A 17,113-nucleotide genomic window follows, 5' to 3' on the forward strand; every position below is an offset into this window, starting at 1 on the left:
ACCATTCCATTATATCATAACCGACTTGTATTTCAACAACGACCATTACCTGTTTGGGATTAGTGATCTGAAAATTTATTGGGCCCAAACGTAAAGCGTTCAATATCAAGCAGTTGCTCCACTGCTTTTTGCAGTGTTTCGGGATGGATCTCGATTTCTGATTCAAGCTCTTCACACGCGTCCATACCGCTCAATTTGCCTGCTGCACATTGCAGAGCATGAGACCAGAAAAAACGGTCCGCGGGTTCAGGAACCTGTGGATAAATTGCAAGTATGTAGTCCCACCAAATGGTAAGAGCAAATTGTGACAAGGTTGGATTTTCCTGTTCCAGCCTGTCCTCCACTTCCTTTTTCACTTCGAGATTAAACGGTTCTTCGTAAACATCATGAAGCTCTTGTAAAGAGATCGAATACAACTGTCCAAACTTATGTAAAGTAACGGTTTCTTCCACATTCTTTGACTTCAGGTAATTAAGTGCCATCGTTTTAATTCCCGGGTGGCCCTCTTCATTGGCCAAAAATTCACGATAGACAGAAAGGGCTTCTTCCGGATCCATGTAGCTCAGCTGCTGCATGGCAATCCATTGATTATGTATTTCGCTGCTTGTCAGCATACTTCTGAGCGTTTCGATTTCTTGTTTCCTGTCTTCAGCCGGCTCGGGAGTAAATTCGACGCCAGGTTCGGGGTCTTCTGCCATTTTCCGGCTGAAATGAAGCAGCTGGTAAAAGGATTCAGCCTGGGCAGCCGGCAGCTGATGTTCCCCCAGCACAGCTTCCACCACAGAAACGACGGTATCGTATGCTGAAAGCTGAATAAGAACGGAAAGATAAATCTGCAAAACGTCAAAGTATTCCCCAATTCCCTGCTTAAGCATTCTCTCTGCTCTTGTCTTTGCCTCCTGAAGCTGGCCCAGTTCGATCAGGCTGAGCACAACCCCAAGATGGCCCTGTGGATGGCCGGGGTTCAATTCCAGCAGCTGAAGAAAACAGGATAGAGATTCCTTATAGTGTTTTGCTTTCAGGGAAGCCATTCCTTTTTCAAGCAAACGGGCAGGCAAATTAGGAAAAGGGACGACATTGCTTGGGTTTTTTCCTTTTTTTTCATTAGCCATTAGGTTTATTCACTTCCAGTTTCTATTTGCATCAGTTTAACAGTTTAAAGACATAAACTCAAGACGGATCACAGGCGGCCGATGAAAACAACAAATCCTGCACAACCATGTGCAGGATTGCTGATATGGAACTATCATATGGGAAACCTGCCAACACGTTCAGTTTTGCAATGCTCCTCTTATCGTTCCCTTTTTCTCTTTCTTCAAACCTTTTTCTGTCCAAAAACTTAACGACCTACAATTGAAGCTGTTTAGCTGATTGCTGCTGTTCTTCATAACGGCTGATGGCATCCTCATATTTAAGGGTAATAGAAATTTCATCCCAGCCATTCTGAATCATCTCTTTCCAATATGGATCAAAAGGGAAAGAAGCCAGAACTTCCTCTCCGGATAAAATCTCCTGTCTGTCAAGGCTGACCGTCAGCTTTTGGTCACCTGCTGCCACTCTGTCCTTCATGCTATTGATGGTTTCCGCAGGAAGCTTGATCACCAGGATCCCATTTTTTAATGAGTTATTATAGAAGATATCCGCATATTCCGGAGCAACGATGACTTTAAAGCCATAATCCTTTAAAGCCCATGGAGCATGTTCACGTGAAGATCCACAGCCAAAGTTATCGCCGGCCAGCAGAATTTCGGCTCCTGCTGCTTCAGGACGGTTCAATTCAAATTCCGGATTGAGCGAACCGTCACGGTTGAAACGCCAGTCAAAGAATAAGTATTTTCCAAAACCGTTTCTTTCCACACGCTTTAAAAACTGCTTCGGTATGATTTGATCCGTATCCACATTGTCACGGTCAAGCACCGCCGCTGTTCCGGTAAATGTTTTAAATCCTGGCATACTGCTCACCATCCCTCGAACCAGATTGAAACTTCCGAACGTCTGTGAACTTTCCTTCGATGGCAGCTGCTGCCGCCATTTCAGGACTGACCAGATGCGTTCTTGCTCCTTTGCCCTGTCTGCCTTCAAAGTTCCGGTTGGAAGTAGAAGCACACCTTTCACCTTCGGGGACGATATCCGGATTCATCCCCAGACACATGGAACATCCTGAATCACGCCAATCAAAACCAGCTTCCTGAAAAACAAGATGGAGGCCTTCCTGCTCTGCTTTTACCTTGACTTGCTGTGAGCCCGGAACCACGATGGCCTGAACGGCACCGTGAACCTTTTTTCCCTTAACCACTTTTGCAGCAGCACGTAAATCACTGATTCTGGAGTTGGTACAGGATCCAATAAACACATGCTGGACAGGTACTTCAGTCAGAGATTGCCCCGGGTTTAAACCCATGTATTGAAGTGCTTTCTGCAAGGCTTCCTTTTCTTGCTGTGTTTGTTCATTCGTATAGGAAGGGACATTTCCGGAAATCCCAACACCCATGGAGGGGTTGGTTCCCCAGGTAACCATCGGCTCCACTTCGGCGGCATTTATTTCAATCACTTTATCGTATTTCGCATCCGCGTCGGAACAAAGTGCGCTCCACTCTTTCATTTTTTCTTCAAACTGTTCACCTTGAGGAGCATATTTGCGGCCTTTAATATATTCAAAGGTCGTCTCGTCAGGCGCAACCAATCCGGCTTTTGCCCCTGCTTCAATCGACATGTTGCACAATGTCATGCGTTCTTCCATGGTAAAACTGCGGACTGTTTCTCCAGTGAATTCAATGACATGGCCTGCACCTGCGTTAGTGCCATATTGAGCAATCAATGCAAGAATAATATCTTTAGCCGTTACTCCAAAACCACGTTTGCCCTCTATATTTACTTTTAGCTGCTTTGGTTTTTGCTGCCATAGGGTCTGTGTGGCCAAAACATGCTCCACTTCACTCGTCCCGATCCCAAAGGCAAGAGCACCGAATGCTCCATGAGTGGATGTATGACTGTCTCCGCAAACGATGGTTTTCCCTGGCAATGTCAACCCAAGTTCCGGTCCAATGACATGGACAATTCCCTGGTGCTCGGATTCAAGTCCTTCCAGATGGATGCCATACTCCTTGCAGTTTTGTTCAAGCGTCTGAATCTGCTTCAATGCAATGCTGTCATCGATCACAAACCGGTTTTTAGTCGGAATATTATGATCCATGGTGGCAAAGCAAAGGTCCGGTCTTCTTACCGGCCGGTTTTTTTCCCGCAGGCCGGCAAAGGCCTGCGGAGATGTCACTTCATGAAGAAGATGCAAATCAATGTACAAAAGACCGGGTTTGTTATCCTCTTGCATGACGGTATGTTTTTCCCAAACTTTATCTATAATGGTTTTTGCCATTTCATCTTCCTCCTTACACATAAACTTCAAGCAGTGTGGCGGTTGCTGCATTTTCATCCAATCGATAGATCAATTGATCCACGATTTCATCGGTTGTAGAAATTCTTCCTTTTTTGCTTTCAATATCTCTGGTTCGATAATTAGCGTTCAATACTTCCTGAACGGCCATTTCAATCGCGTCCGCTTCATCGTTCATATGGAAAGAATGTCTGAGCATCATGGCAGTTGACAGGACCATGCCCAGTGGATTGGCTGCATTCTTGCCGGCAATGTCAGGCGCTGATCCATGTACAGGCTCATAAAGCCCCGGACCGTCCTCACTTACCGAAGCCGATGCCAGCATACCCAGGGAACCTGTAATCATAGATGCTTCGTCAGATAAAATGTCTCCAAACATATTCTCTGTCACAATAACATCAAACTGACCGGGATTTCTGACAAGCTGCATCGCGGCATTATCAACCAGCATATGCTCCACTTCCACCTCCGGAAAGCTCTCCGCCATCTCGTTGACCACGTCCCTCCAAAGCTTGCTTGATTCAAGGACGTTGGCCTTATCCACAGAAGTCAATTTACCGCTGCGGGATGCTGCAATTTCAAAAGCCTTTTTTACCACTCGTTCGATTTCATTGCTGTGATAATACAGTGTGTCCACCGCTTCTTCGTTTCCTGTTCTGCCTTTTGGCTGGGCAAAATACAGTCCGCCTGTCAGCTCTCTTACAAAAATCAGGTCAACGTTTTCAATGAGCTCCGGTTTAAGCGGGGAGATATCAGCAAGGGGGGCGAATGCTTTTACCGGCCTAAGGTTGGCAAAAACATTCAATTCCTTGCGAATTTGAAGCAGACCCTGCTCAGGGCGTTTATCCATCCCGTCCCATTTCGGACCGCCTACCGCTCCAAGTAAAATGGCATCACTTTTTAAGCATTGTTCCAGCGTTTCAGAGGGTAATGGAAGTCCTGTCTCATCAATGGCTTTACCGCCAATCGGCATTTCTGTCACATTAAATTGATGGCCATAGCGGGCTTCTACTGCTTTGAGGACACGCAAAGCCCCTTTCATCACTTCCGGTCCGATACCGTCACCCGGCAAGACTGTAATTGTTTTTTCCATCTTGACCCCTCCTCATTAGATTTATAGACTCACGTTCACCAATTCGTCTTTTTGAACGTTCATTATTGTTTTGTTTAAGGCGTGAACATACGCTTTGGCGGAAGCTTGAAGTACATCCTGCGCCGTACCGCTTCCATTGATCTCATCATCCTCGTACTCGAGAAGCACATATACCTGTGCCAGCGCGTCTCTTCCGGAACCCACAGACTGGATGCGGTAATCCTTTAAATGAACAGGAAGCGGAAGCATTTTATCCAGCGTATTGTAAATTGCTTCTACACTTCCTGATCCCGTACCCGCTTCCTGAATCTCGGATCCATCCGGTGCTTTTAATGTAATGGTCGCCGTCGGAATATTGTTTGTTCCATAATTCACCTGAAGGTCGCCAAGCTGATACATCGGCACCGGAGGCTGAATCTTGTGCTCCAGAAGCAGCGCCAAAATGTCTTCCTCCGTAAGTTCTTTCTTTCTGTCGGCAAGATCCTTGAATTCCTTGAACAGAGTATTAATCTGTTCCTCACCAGGCTCAAAGCCAAGCTTCTGAATGTGTGACCGGAACGCATGACGTCCGGAGTGTTTACCCAGCACAAGCGAGTTGGAAGATACTCCGACAAGTTCAGGTGTGATGATTTCATAGGTTGATTTTTCTTTAAGCACACCATCCTGATGAATTCCGGATTCATGCGCAAATGCATTTTTACCTACCACTGCTTTATTTGGAGGTACACTGATACCTGTCAGCCTGCTCACGAGCGAGCTCGTACGGCTGATTTCCTTTAGCTCCAAACGGCTTTCCGCCTGATAAAAGGAGCTGCGGATCGCAAGAGCAACCGCAATCTCTTCCAGCGAAGCATTACCCGCACGTTCTCCCAAACCGTTGATGGCGCACTCGATCTGATCCGCTCCATTTTCAATAGCGGCCATCGAGTTTGCCACTGCCATGCCCAAATCGTCATGGCAGTGTGCCGATAATTTCGCCCTGTGGATGTTAGGAACATGCTCTCTTACATATTGGAAGAGCTGTCCGTATTCATTAGGGCTGCGATAACCTACTGTATCCGGCAAATTGATGACAGTGGCACCAGCATCAATCACCTGTTCAATAATTTCAGCAAGGAAAGGCAAATCTGAGCGGCAGGCGTCTTCAGCCGACCACTGAACAACCGGAAATTTCTGCTTAGCGTATTTGACGGACTGGACAGCCGTTTCAACGACTTCGTCCGGTGTCTTTTTCAATTTGTATGTCATATGAATCGGCGATGTGGCCAGAAACACATGCAGACGAGGTTCAGCCGAATCTTTCAGTGCTTCCCATGCCGCATCGATGTCTTTTTGGGTCGAGCGCGCAAGGCCGGTGACCGTGCTGTTTTTAATTTCTTCAGCAATCCGTTTCACCGCAGCAAGATCGCCGGGTGAAGCTGCCGGAAATCCTGCCTCAATGACATCAACACCGAGCCGTTCAAGCTGTCTGGCTATTTCAAGTTTTTCATGGGCGTTTAAGTTAACTCCAGCCGTCTGCTCTCCATCCCGTAATGTTGTGTCAAAGATATCAATTTTTCGCACTGCTTACTGCCTCCTTTTTCTTTGATTTTTGCTGTTTCACAAATGGCATCATCGCTCTTAATTCGCGTCCTACAACCTCGATGGGATGATTCTTTTCACTTTCATTGACAGCATGGAATACCGGGCGGTTGGCCTGATTTTCAAGAATCCATCCTTTTGCAAATTCACCGGTTTGGATGTCTTTCAATACCGCTCTCATTTTCTCTCTTGTATCTTCGTCTACCACTCTAGGACCCGATTGGAAATCACCCCACTGGGCTGTATCCGAGATGGAGTATCTCATGCCTTCCAAACCGCCTTCGTACATCAAATCTACGATTAATTTAAGTTCATGCAAACATTCAAAGTAAGCAACTTCCGGCTGGTATCCAGCTTCTACAAGTGTTTCAAATCCAGTTTTAACGAGCGAAGTCAGCCCGCCGCACAATACAGCCTGCTCACCGAACAAATCAGTTTCTGTTTCTTCTTTAAAGGTTGTTTCAAGCACACCCGCTCTTGCAGCTCCGATTCCTTTTGCATATTCCAGCGCTGTTTCCTTCGCAGTTCCTGAAACATCCTGATAAACAGCGATCAGTGCCGGCACTCCTGCACCCGCCTCGTACGTACGGCGCACAAGGTGTCCTGGTCCTTTAGGAGCTACAAGGAATACATCCACAAAGTCCGGTGGAACAACCTGATGGAAGTGAACATTGAATCCATGGGCAAAAACAAGAGATTTGCCTGGTTTTAATGCCGGCTCAATTTCATTTTTGTAGACCTGAGGCTGCAGTTCATCCGGAAGAAGGACCATGATTACATCTGCTTCATTGGAAGCTTCCTCAACCGATGCCACCCGAACTCCGTCTTCCACTGCCTGATCGTATGATTTACCGGGTCTTACACCCACTACCACGTCATAACCGCTTTCCTTCAGGTTTAGTGCGTGAGCATGCCCCTGTGAACCATATCCGATAACTGCTACCTTTTTCCCGTTTAGATACTGATCTGCGATCTCTTTGTCATAATATACTTTAGCCATTTTTCATCTCTCCTCAATAATAGTTGGTTTTGTTGGTTTTGTTGGTTTTATAGTTTTAGATTTAAATAATAGAAAACTGATTCAGATTGTAGACCGTTTTTTGTGTGCCCCGAGGCATGGCTGTAAGGCCTGTTCTCGAGATTTCTTTAATGCCATACGGTCTGAGCAGTTCGATAATAGCTTCAACCTTGTCATTGTCGCCCGTCACTTCAATGGTGACATTCTCCAGGCTGACATCGATGATGCTTGCCCTGAAAGGCTCAATGATCACTTTGATCTCACTGCGGGTTTCCGGAGTGGTGATCACCTTAATCAAGGCCAGCTCCCTTGCAACAAGTGCCATTTCCGTCAAATCCTTCACCTTTAGCACATCAATTTGCTTGTGAAGTTGTTTCAGGAGCTGTTCAAGCTTCCTGTCATCCTCCACCTGAACAACGATTGTGATCTTTGAGATGGATGGTTCATCGGAATGACCGACCGTGATGCTTTCGATGTTAAATTGCCGTTTGGTCATTAATCCTGTCAGCCGGTTGAGTACCCCGCTCCGATTTAATACTGTGGCGGTTATGATGCGCCTCATGGTTTCACCCCAATCATTTGATGAATTCCCTTGCCGGGTGCAATCATCGGATAAACATTTTCATCTGATGCGACTCTGCAGTCCAGCAAGTATGGTGCTTTGGAATCGAGCGCTTCGGCAAATTTGGCCCGCGCATCTTCTTCGGTCGTAACCGATGCGGCTTCAATTCCGTAGGCGGCAGCCAGTTTTACAAAGTCCGGCTGGACCGGAAGCAAGGATTCTGAATAGCGTTCTTCGTAGAAGATTTCCTGCCACTGCCTCACCATTCCCAGCGATTGATTGTTAACGATGACAATGATTACCGGAAGCTTCATTTCCTGTAAAACCGAGAGCTCCTGAAGGGTCATCTGAAACCCTCCATCCCCTGTTACCGCTACTACCGGAAGCTCTGGTTTGCCGATTTTGGCTCCGATTGCCGCCGGAAAACCAAATCCCATTGTTCCGAGTCCCCCTGAAGTTACCCAGCGGTTCGGTTTAGCAAATCCGTAATATTGAGCCGTCCACATTTGATGCTGGCCAACGTCCGTTGTAACAATGGCTTCTCCATTTGTTTCCTCATGGATGATTTCTAGCAGACGCTGGGGCTTCAGTACCTCACCTTCGTTTTTGTACCAAAGCGGGTAAGTGTTTTTAAGTTCCGCCAATTGGTACACCCATTCTGCCGTGTCCCCTGACGTCGGGCTCTCACGGAGCAAAGCGGCCGCTGTATGTTTTGCACAGCCTACAATAGGAATAAGTGTTTCAACATTTTTTCCGATCTCAGCCGGATCGATATCGATATGGGCAACAGTCGCTTTTGGAGCAAAGTGAGCGAGGTTGCCTGTAAGGCGGTCATCGAATCGGGCTCCAATATTTATCAAAAGGTCACATTCATGCAGAGCTGTATTTGATGCATACGTCCCATGCATTCCGGCCATTCCCAGGAAGAGCGGATGGTCCGCCGGAAAGCTTCCCAATCCCAGAAGGGTATTAGTGACAGGAATTCTATGCTGCTCGGCCAATGCCAAAATCTCTTCCTCGGCTTTGGCAAACAAAACACCGGCTCCAGCCAGGATAACAGGTTTCTTTGCCTGCACGATGGCATCTGCCAAACGCTTAACTTGAAGCAGGTTCGGCATTGTGGTTGGCTGATATCCCGGAAGATCAACTTCATTGGCTGGTTTGTACGAACCGATTGAGGTAGAGATATCTTTAGGAATATCAACCAGTACAGGACCGGGCCGTCCGGTCTGGGCAACGTGGAAGGCTTCCTTAATGATTCCCGGCAGCTCTTCCACTTTCCTGACCTGGTAATTGTGCTTTGTGATCGGCATGGTAATTCCAACAATGTCCGCTTCCTGAAACGCATCTGTTCCAATGACGGATGTAGCAACCTGGCCTGTGAAAATAACAAGCGGGAGTGAATCAATCATGGCATCTGCTATTCCGGTCACCAGATTCGTCGCGCCCGGCCCGGAAGTTGCGATTACGACACCAGCCCTTCCGGTAACTCTGGCAAAACCTTGAGCGGCGTGAATTGCTCCTTGTTCATGCCTTGTCAGAATATGTTTGATGTTCTTTTTGTACAGTGCATCATAAATGGGAAGGACGGCACCTCCGGGATATCCGAATAATACGTCAACCCCTTCTTTTTCCAGTGCCTCCATCAGCATATCGGCTCCAGACATTTTCAGGACTTTGCCTTTTTCTTCCTCGGCCACCCAGCTGGCTTTCATTTCTGATTCCTCCCTTATTTGGTCAAAATAAAAAGCCTATCCACCCAAAATGACAGTGTGTATCCTGCCAAAGGGGTGAAAAGGCTTCTTTTCACGGTACCACCCTTCTTCGCGGCTATTTTCACAGCCGCCTCATGGATGAAAAAATCATCCGGTTTGATAACAAGTTAGCCATTAAAGAAACTGGTTAACTCGGCCTGGCCTACTGACACTTGGAATAGCGTGTTCGATCAGACACTCAGGGGTGAGATCCTGACAGGGTTATTACCGGCTCACAGCAACCCGGCTCTCTGTAAATAACCTTCTGTCATTCTTCCCCTTCACAGATTTAGCGATGTTTAGTTTTTAGTCTTTAAATGATGTTATATTTTCAGAACTCCGCCAGTATTGGCTGAAGTAACAAGTTTGGCATAACGGGCAAGATACCCTGTTTTGATTTTAGGCTCCGGCTGCTGCCAATCTGCTTTTCTTTGTTCCAATTCTTCTTCACTGACCAGCAAGTTGATAGTTCGGTCGGGTAGATCGATTAAAATATGGTCGCCATTTTCTATGAAAGCGATCGGTCCGCCCTCTGCAGCTTCCGGTGAGATATGACCGATTGAGATTCCTCTGGAAGCACCTGAGAATCGTCCGTCGGTAATCAATGCAACCTTTGTGCTTAAGCCCATTCCGGCAATCGCGGAAGTCGGAGAAAGCATTTCCGGCATCCCCGGTCCGCCTTTTGGTCCTTCATAGCGGATAACCACGACATGGCCTTCCTTGACTTTGCCGCTTTTAATTCCTTCCAGTGCCTCATCCTGGGATTCAAAGACAATCGCTTCTCCCTCAAAGTATTTGATGGATGGATCCACGCCGCCAACCTTGATGACACAGCCATCAGGTGCCAGGTTCCCAAAAAGGATGGAAAGCCCTCCCACAGGGCTGTAGGCATTATCAGGATAACGGATGACATCACTGTTAAGAATTTCAGCATCTTCCACATTTTCAAACAATGTTTTGCCTGTGACAGTAATTCTGTCACGGTGAATGGCCCCGTCCATGAGACCCAGCTGTTTGATAATGGCACTGACTCCTCCGGCTTCATGAACATCCTGCATGGTGTAGTCTGATGCAGGGCTTATTTTGGAGAGGTATGGCACTCTTTCAGCAACTTCATTGATTCGTTTAAGGTCATACTCAATACCAGCCTCATGTGCAATGGCCAGCATGTGAAGGACTGTGTTCGTTGAACCTCCCATGGCCATGTCGAGAGCAAACGCATCATCGATTGCTTCTTTTGTGATAATGTCTCTCGGCCGGATATCCCGATTAACCTGATCCATCAGATGGAATGCTGCGTCTTTATACAGCTTATCGCGTTCCTGGGAGGTAGCTACAAGCGTTCCATTCCCCGGAAGCGTGATGCCGAGCATTTCCATGATGGAGTTCATGCTGTTTGCGGTGAACATTCCTGAACAGGATCCGCAGGTCGGACAGGCACTTGTCTCAAGCTCCAAGAGCTCTTCACGCGACATTTTGCCTGACAGGTGGGAACCTACTCCTTCAAACACCGAAACAAGTGAAAGGGATTTCCCGGCGGAAGACTTACCGGCTTCCATTGGACCACCGGAGACGAATACAGCCGGCACGTTGGTTCTGACCGCTCCCATCAGCATTCCCGGTGTAATCTTGTCACAGTTGGGAATGTAAAATACTCCGTCAAACCAGTGGGCGTTGATTACCGTCTCAGCTGAATCCGCGATAATTTCCCGGCTTGGAAGGGAATAGCGCATCCCGATGTGGCCCATGGCAATTCCATCATCAACTCCGATTGTGTTGAATTCAAATGGAACACCGCCCGCTTCGCGAATCGCCTGTTTTACTTTTTCCCCTACTTTATTGAGGTGCATATGGCCCGGGATGATATCCACATAGGAATTACAGACCCCAATAAATGGTTTGTTCATATCCTCTTCTTTTACTCCGGCCGCATGAAGCAAGCTTCGGTGAGGCGCCCGGTCAATTCCGCTTTTTATCATGTTACTGCGCATATATGACATCTCCTGTTACAAATTGATTATCCTGCTTGTACGTTGGTTGATTTGGAATAAACCTTGACTCCTTCTTCAACCACTCTTTTTCTGAAAGCTTCCAAAAGGGTATTGGTGTGTTTTCCTGGAACGCCTTCTCCGATTACTCTTCCGTCCACCTTAATGACAGCAATAACCTCTGCTGCCGTCCCAGTAAGGAATACTTCATCAGCCACATAGACATCGTGCCGTGTAAACGGTTCTTCAGACACTTTATAGCCAAGTTCAACGCCAATTTCTATGATGGCATTTCTTGTTATTCCTTCGAGAGCCCCCAGGTAACCCGGAGGTGTTTTTATGCTGTTTCCTTTAACGATGAAAACATTATCTGCAGAGCCTTCCGCCACATAACCCTGATCGTTCAGCATCAAGGCTTCGCTTACACCGGCCAGATTGGCTTCAATTTTAACCAGAATATTGTTTAAATAATTGAGTGATTTAACTTTCGGGCTGAGCACGTCCGCTCTATTCCGCCGGCTCGCTACCGTCACGATTTCAATTCCCGTTTCATAAAGCTTCTTCGGGAAAAGCGCAAGCTGTTCTGCGATGACAATAACCCCCGGCTTTTCACAGGTAAACGGATCCAGTCCAAGATTTCCCCGTCCCCGTGATATCACTAAGCGAATGTAGGCATCACGATATTGGTTTTTTTGGAGCGTCTCAATAATAATCTGGGTTAGCTCCTCTTTCGTGTGTGGAATAGTTAACATGATGGACTGAGCTGATTCGTAAAGACGCTGCAGATGTTCATCCAGTCGATAAACATTTCCGTTGTAGACGCGAATGCCTTCAAACACCCCATCTCCATATAGAAACCCATGGTCATAAACAGAGATTTTGGCATCTTCTTTTAAGACGAACTCACCGTCTACGTAAACCCATTGTTCTAACATCGTGATCCTCCTTTTCCTTAGTAGTAATTGTTCGAATATTTTAATTTAATCTGATAATTGTTGATTATGTTACGCCCCTTTTGGACGCAGGTCAACCACCTTTTTTAAAAAAGTGTAATTTTTCTGTTTATTCAGATTTCTTGTATGCGCTTACATTATTGCTGTGCATGAAATGGCGCTATAACCGTGTAGTTTGTAAACATTTTTAAAGCGCTTACAAAGAAAGTAAGTTACTTAGTAATTTACGCAAAAAAAGACACCCTTTTTATAAAAGGTGTCTTGAGTATGTAAGTAAAGTGGCGTCCCAGGAGAGATTCGAACTCCCGACCGTACGCTTAGAAGGCGTATGCTCTATCCGGCTGAGCTACTGGGACATATGTATTTTAGAGCCCTTTCCGCCTGGCAGTGCAACTTCATGCTACTGCAAAGCGCTGCGGGCACACAGGTTGTTTTCCTCGGGGAAAACGTATGATCAATCACTAATTGACTTTTCCTGTTCCGTAAAAAAAGTCTTGCCTTTTCATTTCCATTGCGACGTGAGAAATAGCAAATGGAGCGGGTGATGAGAATCGAACTCACGACCAGAGCTTGGAAGGCTCTTGTTTTACCACTAAACTACACCCGCATGTTTGATTAGGATGTCACTGCATCAGCGACATTAGTAAATATACTACACCTTTTTAATTATGTCAACAACTTTTGGGGAGAAAAATCTCCCCATTACTAATTCAGTTGAAATTCCCTTCTAAGGTCACTTACTTCCTGTCCTTCAAGATCTAAAAAGGAGACGGTGACTGAGGTTCCTTGCACTTCACACAGTGCATATGTCTTCTCAAAACGTTCCCTCGGCATTCTGATACTGCCTGGGTTGATATACACGTGGCCGTTCTGTTCAAAGCAATGTGCAGTATGCGAATGGCCAAAACATGCAATTTTGGCTCCGGTTTCTTCTGTGCGGTAGGTCAGGGATACAAGTGACATTTTTACATCTATTAAATGTCCATGTGTGACATAAAACACGGTATCTCCGATCAATTCGATGACTTCTGTGGGAAGATCCGGTGCAGCAAAGTCCATATTTCCCTTCACAGTGATAAAATCTTTCAGCTCAGGGGAATCAGAGGTGAGTTCGGAGTCCCCGCAATGAATCATGGCCTCCACTTCATGGCGGTGCCGTTCCTTTATCAGTTCAAGTTCTTTTTTGTATCCATGGCTGTCACTCACAATTAGTACTTTCACGGTTGGCTACCTCCTAAAACAGCAGATGCATCTGGTCTTTAAGCTTGGCCAATGCTTTTGCACGATGGCTGATTTTGTTTTTTTCCTCTTTTGTAAGCTCCGCCATTGTGTTGGATGTCCCTTTAACGATAAAAATCGGATCATACCCAAACCCATGGCTTCCTGTTTTTTTATAGGCAATGCTTCCCTCACAATGGCCTTCAACAATCACCGTTTCCTTACCAGGCCTGGCCACAGCCAAAGCACAAACAAACCTTGCCATCCGCTCCTCATCCGGAACGCTGCGCATTTCATTCAGTACCTTGTCCATATTTTTGTTATCGTCTTTTTCTATTCCCGCATAACGGGCGGAAAAAACACCAGGTCTTCCGCCGAGCGCATCAATAACAAGACCGGAATCATCTGAGATCACCGGCAATTCATATAGATTTGCAATTTCTTCTGCTTTGAGACGGGCATTTTCGGCAAAAGTGGTGCCTGTTTCTTCAACTTCTGGTGCGTCTTTTACATCCAGCAAAGAAGAAACCTCAATACCCATTTCTGCAAACATGAATTGAAACTCTTTGGCTTTTCCTGCATTTTTTGTCGCAATCAGAACTTTCATTTTTCACCCTCCGCTTCAATGATAAGTTTCGCCGATTCACCGAGGACTTCCTTCTGTAATTCAATCAGCTCACTGACACCTTTTGATCCGAGCTTTAACAAGGACTGAAGCTCTGTATAGGAAAATGTCGCTTCTTCACCCGTTCCCTGAAGCTCCACAAACTCCCCGCTTCCCGTCATCACAATGTTCATATCAACATTCGCACTGGAGTCTTCTGTGTAATTTAAATCCAAAATGGGGCCGGCCGTTTGATCAATGCCAACAGAAGTCGCCGCGAGAAAATCTTTTACTGGCATCTTTTTCATTGTCCCGCCTTCAACCAGCCTGTCAAACGCAAGAACCATCGCCACAAATGCTCCGGTAATGGACGCGGTACGGGTGCCTCCGTCAGCCTGAATAACATCACAATCAATCCAGAGTGTCCTCTCGCCCATTTTGGTTAAATCCACAACCGATCGGAGTGCTCTGCCGATTAAACGCTGGATTTCCATTGTCCGGCCCGTCACCTTTCCCCTGCTTGATTCCCGGACCGTCCGTTGCTCTGTTGCCCTTGGAAGCATGGAGTATTCAGCTGTTATCCAGCCTTTCCCCTGGTTTCTCATAAAATGGGGAACTCTTTCTTCGATGCTCGCTGTACAAATAACCTTTGTCTCCCCAACGGTAACTAAAACCGATCCCTCCGCATGCTTTATGTAGTTTTTTTCCATTCTTACCAATCTGAGTTCATCGTTTGTCCTGCCGTCATTTCTCATTGTAATCCTCCCGCTTTTCCTGCTCGCTTCCTGATCTCTCACATCAAATTCCGAAAATTTCGTGAACAAAAAAAGAGAAGGCAAGAAGCCGTCTCTTTTATCCTACCATAAGTTTTTATTTCATTAAAATTCTCCGGTGTTCACCATCTCGGGACGGGAAACCGGCTCAGTAATGGATTTCCCTTCCTCATTTTTCAATTTTGCTTTGCCGTCTACCTGTATCGCCACTTTTTTCACACCATTCAGCTCGGTCAAAGACAAGACGATCGACTGGAGTACTGTATCATCAATTGTATGTTCGGATTTGTTTTCAAGAATGGCTTTATTAAAGTTCAGGGTAGCAACTCCCTTTTTTAAGACCGGCTGATCCAGCAATTTCACATCATTTCTCATGCCAGTCAAAAGTCTGCTCTGCTCACCCGGTCCCTGAACCAGTTCATGGATGGATGCACTGATTGGGTCCGAATCATTTTTGGCTACCCGGCGGGTCACTGGCACATAATAGGTCTGAGAATCATTTTGGGCAACAAAGTAGAGCGTTGCCGTATCACTGCCTGTCATATCCACGACATCGCCGTTTTCAATGTTAATCCCATCGGCCCGGCTGACTCCATCATTGATAGGAGTGTGATTAACTGGCATTACTTTTTGGTCCTTGCCGTCTATCTGTATCTTTACATTTTTGATATTGTCAAATTGCGTGAGAGTAAAGGTGATCGCCTGAAGTAATTTTTGTTCATCCTGTCCTCTGTAATCCATAAATTCTTTCGAAAAATTAGCTGTTGCGGTGCCATCCTTGCTGACAGCGACATCAAGCACCTGCGTGTCTGGAGGAAGCACAGCCTGAAAGCCATTTGGCAGAAGGTTGGAGACTGGCCCATCTTTAACCAGATATTCAAGCACTTGCTTTGCAGCTGTTCCAGTTTTCGGCAGATTCAGCATCTGAGGCACCACCAGATTATTGCTGTCGAGCAAAAACAGCTGGCGCTTTACAGAGTTTTTAGTCGCCTTCGCCGTTGTCTCCGCATCAAGAGATTTTCCTTCTTTCACATAGTTCACTTTCGGAGGATCGACCGCATTATCTGCTTTATTCCCTCCCATTCCACATCCCGCCATCAATAAGGATACTGACAGCAGAACAAGCGGTGCTCCTGTTTTGTACCTTTTGTACATACTTTTCCCTCCCCGAGTGGTTGTACTACTATGTATACGGGCTGTCCCATCGTTTAGACCACTATGTTGAGAAAAAAAGGGATGCATGAAGGTCAATTTCTGACTTTCATGCATCCCCAGGCTTAAATCATTACCGATTTTGCCCCAAAGTAATAAAGTGTACTTTTTCGATTTTTTGTTCCATCCAATGATTGGCGATTTCAAGGAAATGACCGTTATCAGAGGTTGAGAAAAATTCATGCTCAGGCATCCGTTCCCCTTTGTACAAAAGGCCGCTGTGATCAAGGATGGCCGACACTTCACGAGCCGTTTCAGCACCTGAGCAGATCAATTTGATGCCCTCTCCCATTACACGCTGAATAACCGGCCGCAATAAAGGATAATGTGTACAGCCGAGAATAAGGGTATCGATTGGTGTATTCTTTACCTCCTGCAGCACCTCGGATACAACGTGAACCGTTTCTTCCCCGTCAAGCTCGCCCTTTTCCACAAGGGGTACAAACGGAGGACACGCCAAACTGTGCACGGTAATGTCCCCTTTAATGCCCTTTAAGGCATTCTCATAGGCATGGCTTTTGATCGTCCCTGCGGTGCCAATAACGCCCACCTGGCCATTTTGTGTCACTTTGAGGGCAGTTCGTGCGCCAGGGTTAATTACCCCGATGACAGGGATGCTCAGCTTTTCCTTTACCTCTTCCAATATGGCTGCCGTTGCCGTATTGCAGGCAATGACAAGCATTTTTATCTCCTTGCTCAAAAGGAATTCAATCATTTCCAGTGTATAGGTTCTGACTTCGTCCATCGGCCGCGGACCATAAGGGCAGCGTGCCGTGTCTCCCAGGTAATAGATTTCCTCCTTGGGAAGCTGCCGCATAATTTCTCTGGCCACAGTCAATCCGCCAACACCCGAGTCAATTACACCTATTGGTTTATCCATTTTTTCGCCTCTTCTTTCTTCCGGTGTCTATTCATGTTGTATGCTTCTATCTTTACTGCTGCATGCAAACATCCACCGCGTTCCAC

General features: G+C 46.4%; 15 protein-coding genes and 2 tRNA genes. All 17 read right to left on the bottom strand.

Annotated features, from left to right (window positions below):
• Window positions 1-59 precede the first annotated feature (59 nt).
• The 17 genes from QYB97_RS21305 to racE all read right to left on the bottom strand — a co-directional run bounded on the left by QYB97_RS21305 (window position 60) and on the right by racE (window position 17,027).
• Window positions 60-1,112 carry a tetratricopeptide repeat protein gene (locus QYB97_RS21305; protein ID WP_301168051.1) on the bottom strand — a complete coding sequence of 351 codons (1,053 nt, stop codon included), beginning with the start codon at window positions 1,110-1,112 and terminating at the stop codon, window positions 60-62.
• A 235-nt stretch (window positions 1,113-1,347) separates the two neighbouring features.
• A complete protein-coding gene (gene leuD, locus QYB97_RS21310) occupies window positions 1,348-1,953 on the bottom strand; it encodes a 3-isopropylmalate dehydratase small subunit (RefSeq protein WP_301168052.1) in 606 nt (201 codons plus the stop codon).
• On the bottom strand, window positions 1,940-3,373 hold the full coding sequence (leuC, locus tag QYB97_RS21315; RefSeq protein WP_301168053.1) for a 3-isopropylmalate dehydratase large subunit: 1,434 nt from the start codon (window positions 3,371-3,373) through the stop codon (window positions 1,940-1,942). Before leuC ends, leuD begins: the two co-directional genes overlap by 14 nt.
• 13 nt (window positions 3,374-3,386) lie before the next feature.
• Window positions 3,387-4,484 (bottom strand): 3-isopropylmalate dehydrogenase, encoded by a 1,098-nt coding sequence (gene leuB, locus QYB97_RS21320; RefSeq protein ID WP_301168054.1) that lies wholly within the window; start codon window positions 4,482-4,484, stop codon window positions 3,387-3,389.
• A gap of 21 nt (window positions 4,485-4,505) precedes the next feature.
• Window positions 4,506-6,047 (bottom strand): 2-isopropylmalate synthase, encoded by a 1,542-nt coding sequence (locus tag QYB97_RS21325; protein WP_301168055.1) that lies wholly within the window; start codon window positions 6,045-6,047, stop codon window positions 4,506-4,508.
• Window positions 6,034-7,065, bottom strand: a complete 1,032-nt coding sequence (ilvC, locus tag QYB97_RS21330) for a ketol-acid reductoisomerase (protein ID WP_301168056.1) — start codon at window positions 7,063-7,065, stop codon at window positions 6,034-6,036. Before ilvC ends, QYB97_RS21325 begins: the two co-directional genes overlap by 14 nt.
• Window positions 7,066-7,126: 61 nt before the next feature.
• Window positions 7,127-7,645, bottom strand: a complete 519-nt coding sequence (ilvN, locus tag QYB97_RS21335; RefSeq protein WP_301168057.1) for an acetolactate synthase small subunit — start codon at window positions 7,643-7,645, stop codon at window positions 7,127-7,129.
• Window positions 7,642-9,360 carry an acetolactate synthase large subunit gene (gene ilvB / locus QYB97_RS21340; RefSeq protein WP_301168058.1) on the bottom strand — a complete coding sequence of 573 codons (1,719 nt, stop codon included), beginning with the start codon at window positions 9,358-9,360 and terminating at the stop codon, window positions 7,642-7,644. Before ilvB ends, ilvN begins: the two co-directional genes overlap by 4 nt.
• 362 nt (window positions 9,361-9,722) lie before the next feature.
• A complete protein-coding gene (gene ilvD, locus QYB97_RS21345; protein ID WP_301168059.1) occupies window positions 9,723-11,390 on the bottom strand; it encodes a dihydroxy-acid dehydratase in 1,668 nt (555 codons plus the stop codon).
• A gap of 26 nt (window positions 11,391-11,416) precedes the next feature.
• On the bottom strand, window positions 11,417-12,322 hold the full coding sequence (gene ilvE / locus QYB97_RS21350; RefSeq protein WP_301168060.1) for a branched-chain-amino-acid transaminase: 906 nt from the start codon (window positions 12,320-12,322) through the stop codon (window positions 11,417-11,419).
• A 297-nt stretch (window positions 12,323-12,619) separates the two neighbouring features.
• Window positions 12,620-12,696 (bottom strand) — tRNA-Arg (locus QYB97_RS21355).
• A 177-nt stretch (window positions 12,697-12,873) separates the two neighbouring features.
• A tRNA-Gly gene (locus QYB97_RS21360) sits at window positions 12,874-12,947 on the bottom strand.
• A gap of 98 nt (window positions 12,948-13,045) precedes the next feature.
• The gene (locus QYB97_RS21365; RefSeq protein ID WP_301168061.1) at window positions 13,046-13,561 is read right to left on the bottom strand and encodes a metallophosphoesterase family protein; all 516 of its coding nucleotides are present in this window, start codon (window positions 13,559-13,561) and stop codon (window positions 13,046-13,048) included.
• 13 nt (window positions 13,562-13,574) lie between these two features.
• Window positions 13,575-14,165: an XTP/dITP diphosphatase gene (locus QYB97_RS21370; protein ID WP_301168062.1), complete on the bottom strand. Its 591-nt coding sequence runs from the start codon at window positions 14,163-14,165 to the stop codon at window positions 13,575-13,577.
• Window positions 14,162-14,917, bottom strand: coding sequence for a ribonuclease PH (gene rph, locus QYB97_RS21375; protein ID WP_301168063.1), 756 nt, complete (start codon window positions 14,915-14,917; stop codon window positions 14,162-14,164). Before rph ends, QYB97_RS21370 begins: the two co-directional genes overlap by 4 nt.
• Window positions 14,918-15,040: 123 nt before the next feature.
• Window positions 15,041-16,090 carry a GerMN domain-containing protein gene (locus QYB97_RS21380; RefSeq protein ID WP_301168064.1) on the bottom strand — a complete coding sequence of 350 codons (1,050 nt, stop codon included), beginning with the start codon at window positions 16,088-16,090 and terminating at the stop codon, window positions 15,041-15,043.
• Between the two features lie 130 nt (window positions 16,091-16,220).
• The gene (gene racE, locus QYB97_RS21385) at window positions 16,221-17,027 is read right to left on the bottom strand and encodes a glutamate racemase (protein WP_301168065.1); all 807 of its coding nucleotides are present in this window, start codon (window positions 17,025-17,027) and stop codon (window positions 16,221-16,223) included.
• Between the last annotated feature and the right edge of the window lie 86 nt (window positions 17,028-17,113).

The organism is Fictibacillus fluitans, assembly GCF_030418125.1.
Lineage (GTDB): Bacteria > Bacillota > Bacilli > Bacillales > Fictibacillaceae > Fictibacillus_C > Fictibacillus_C fluitans.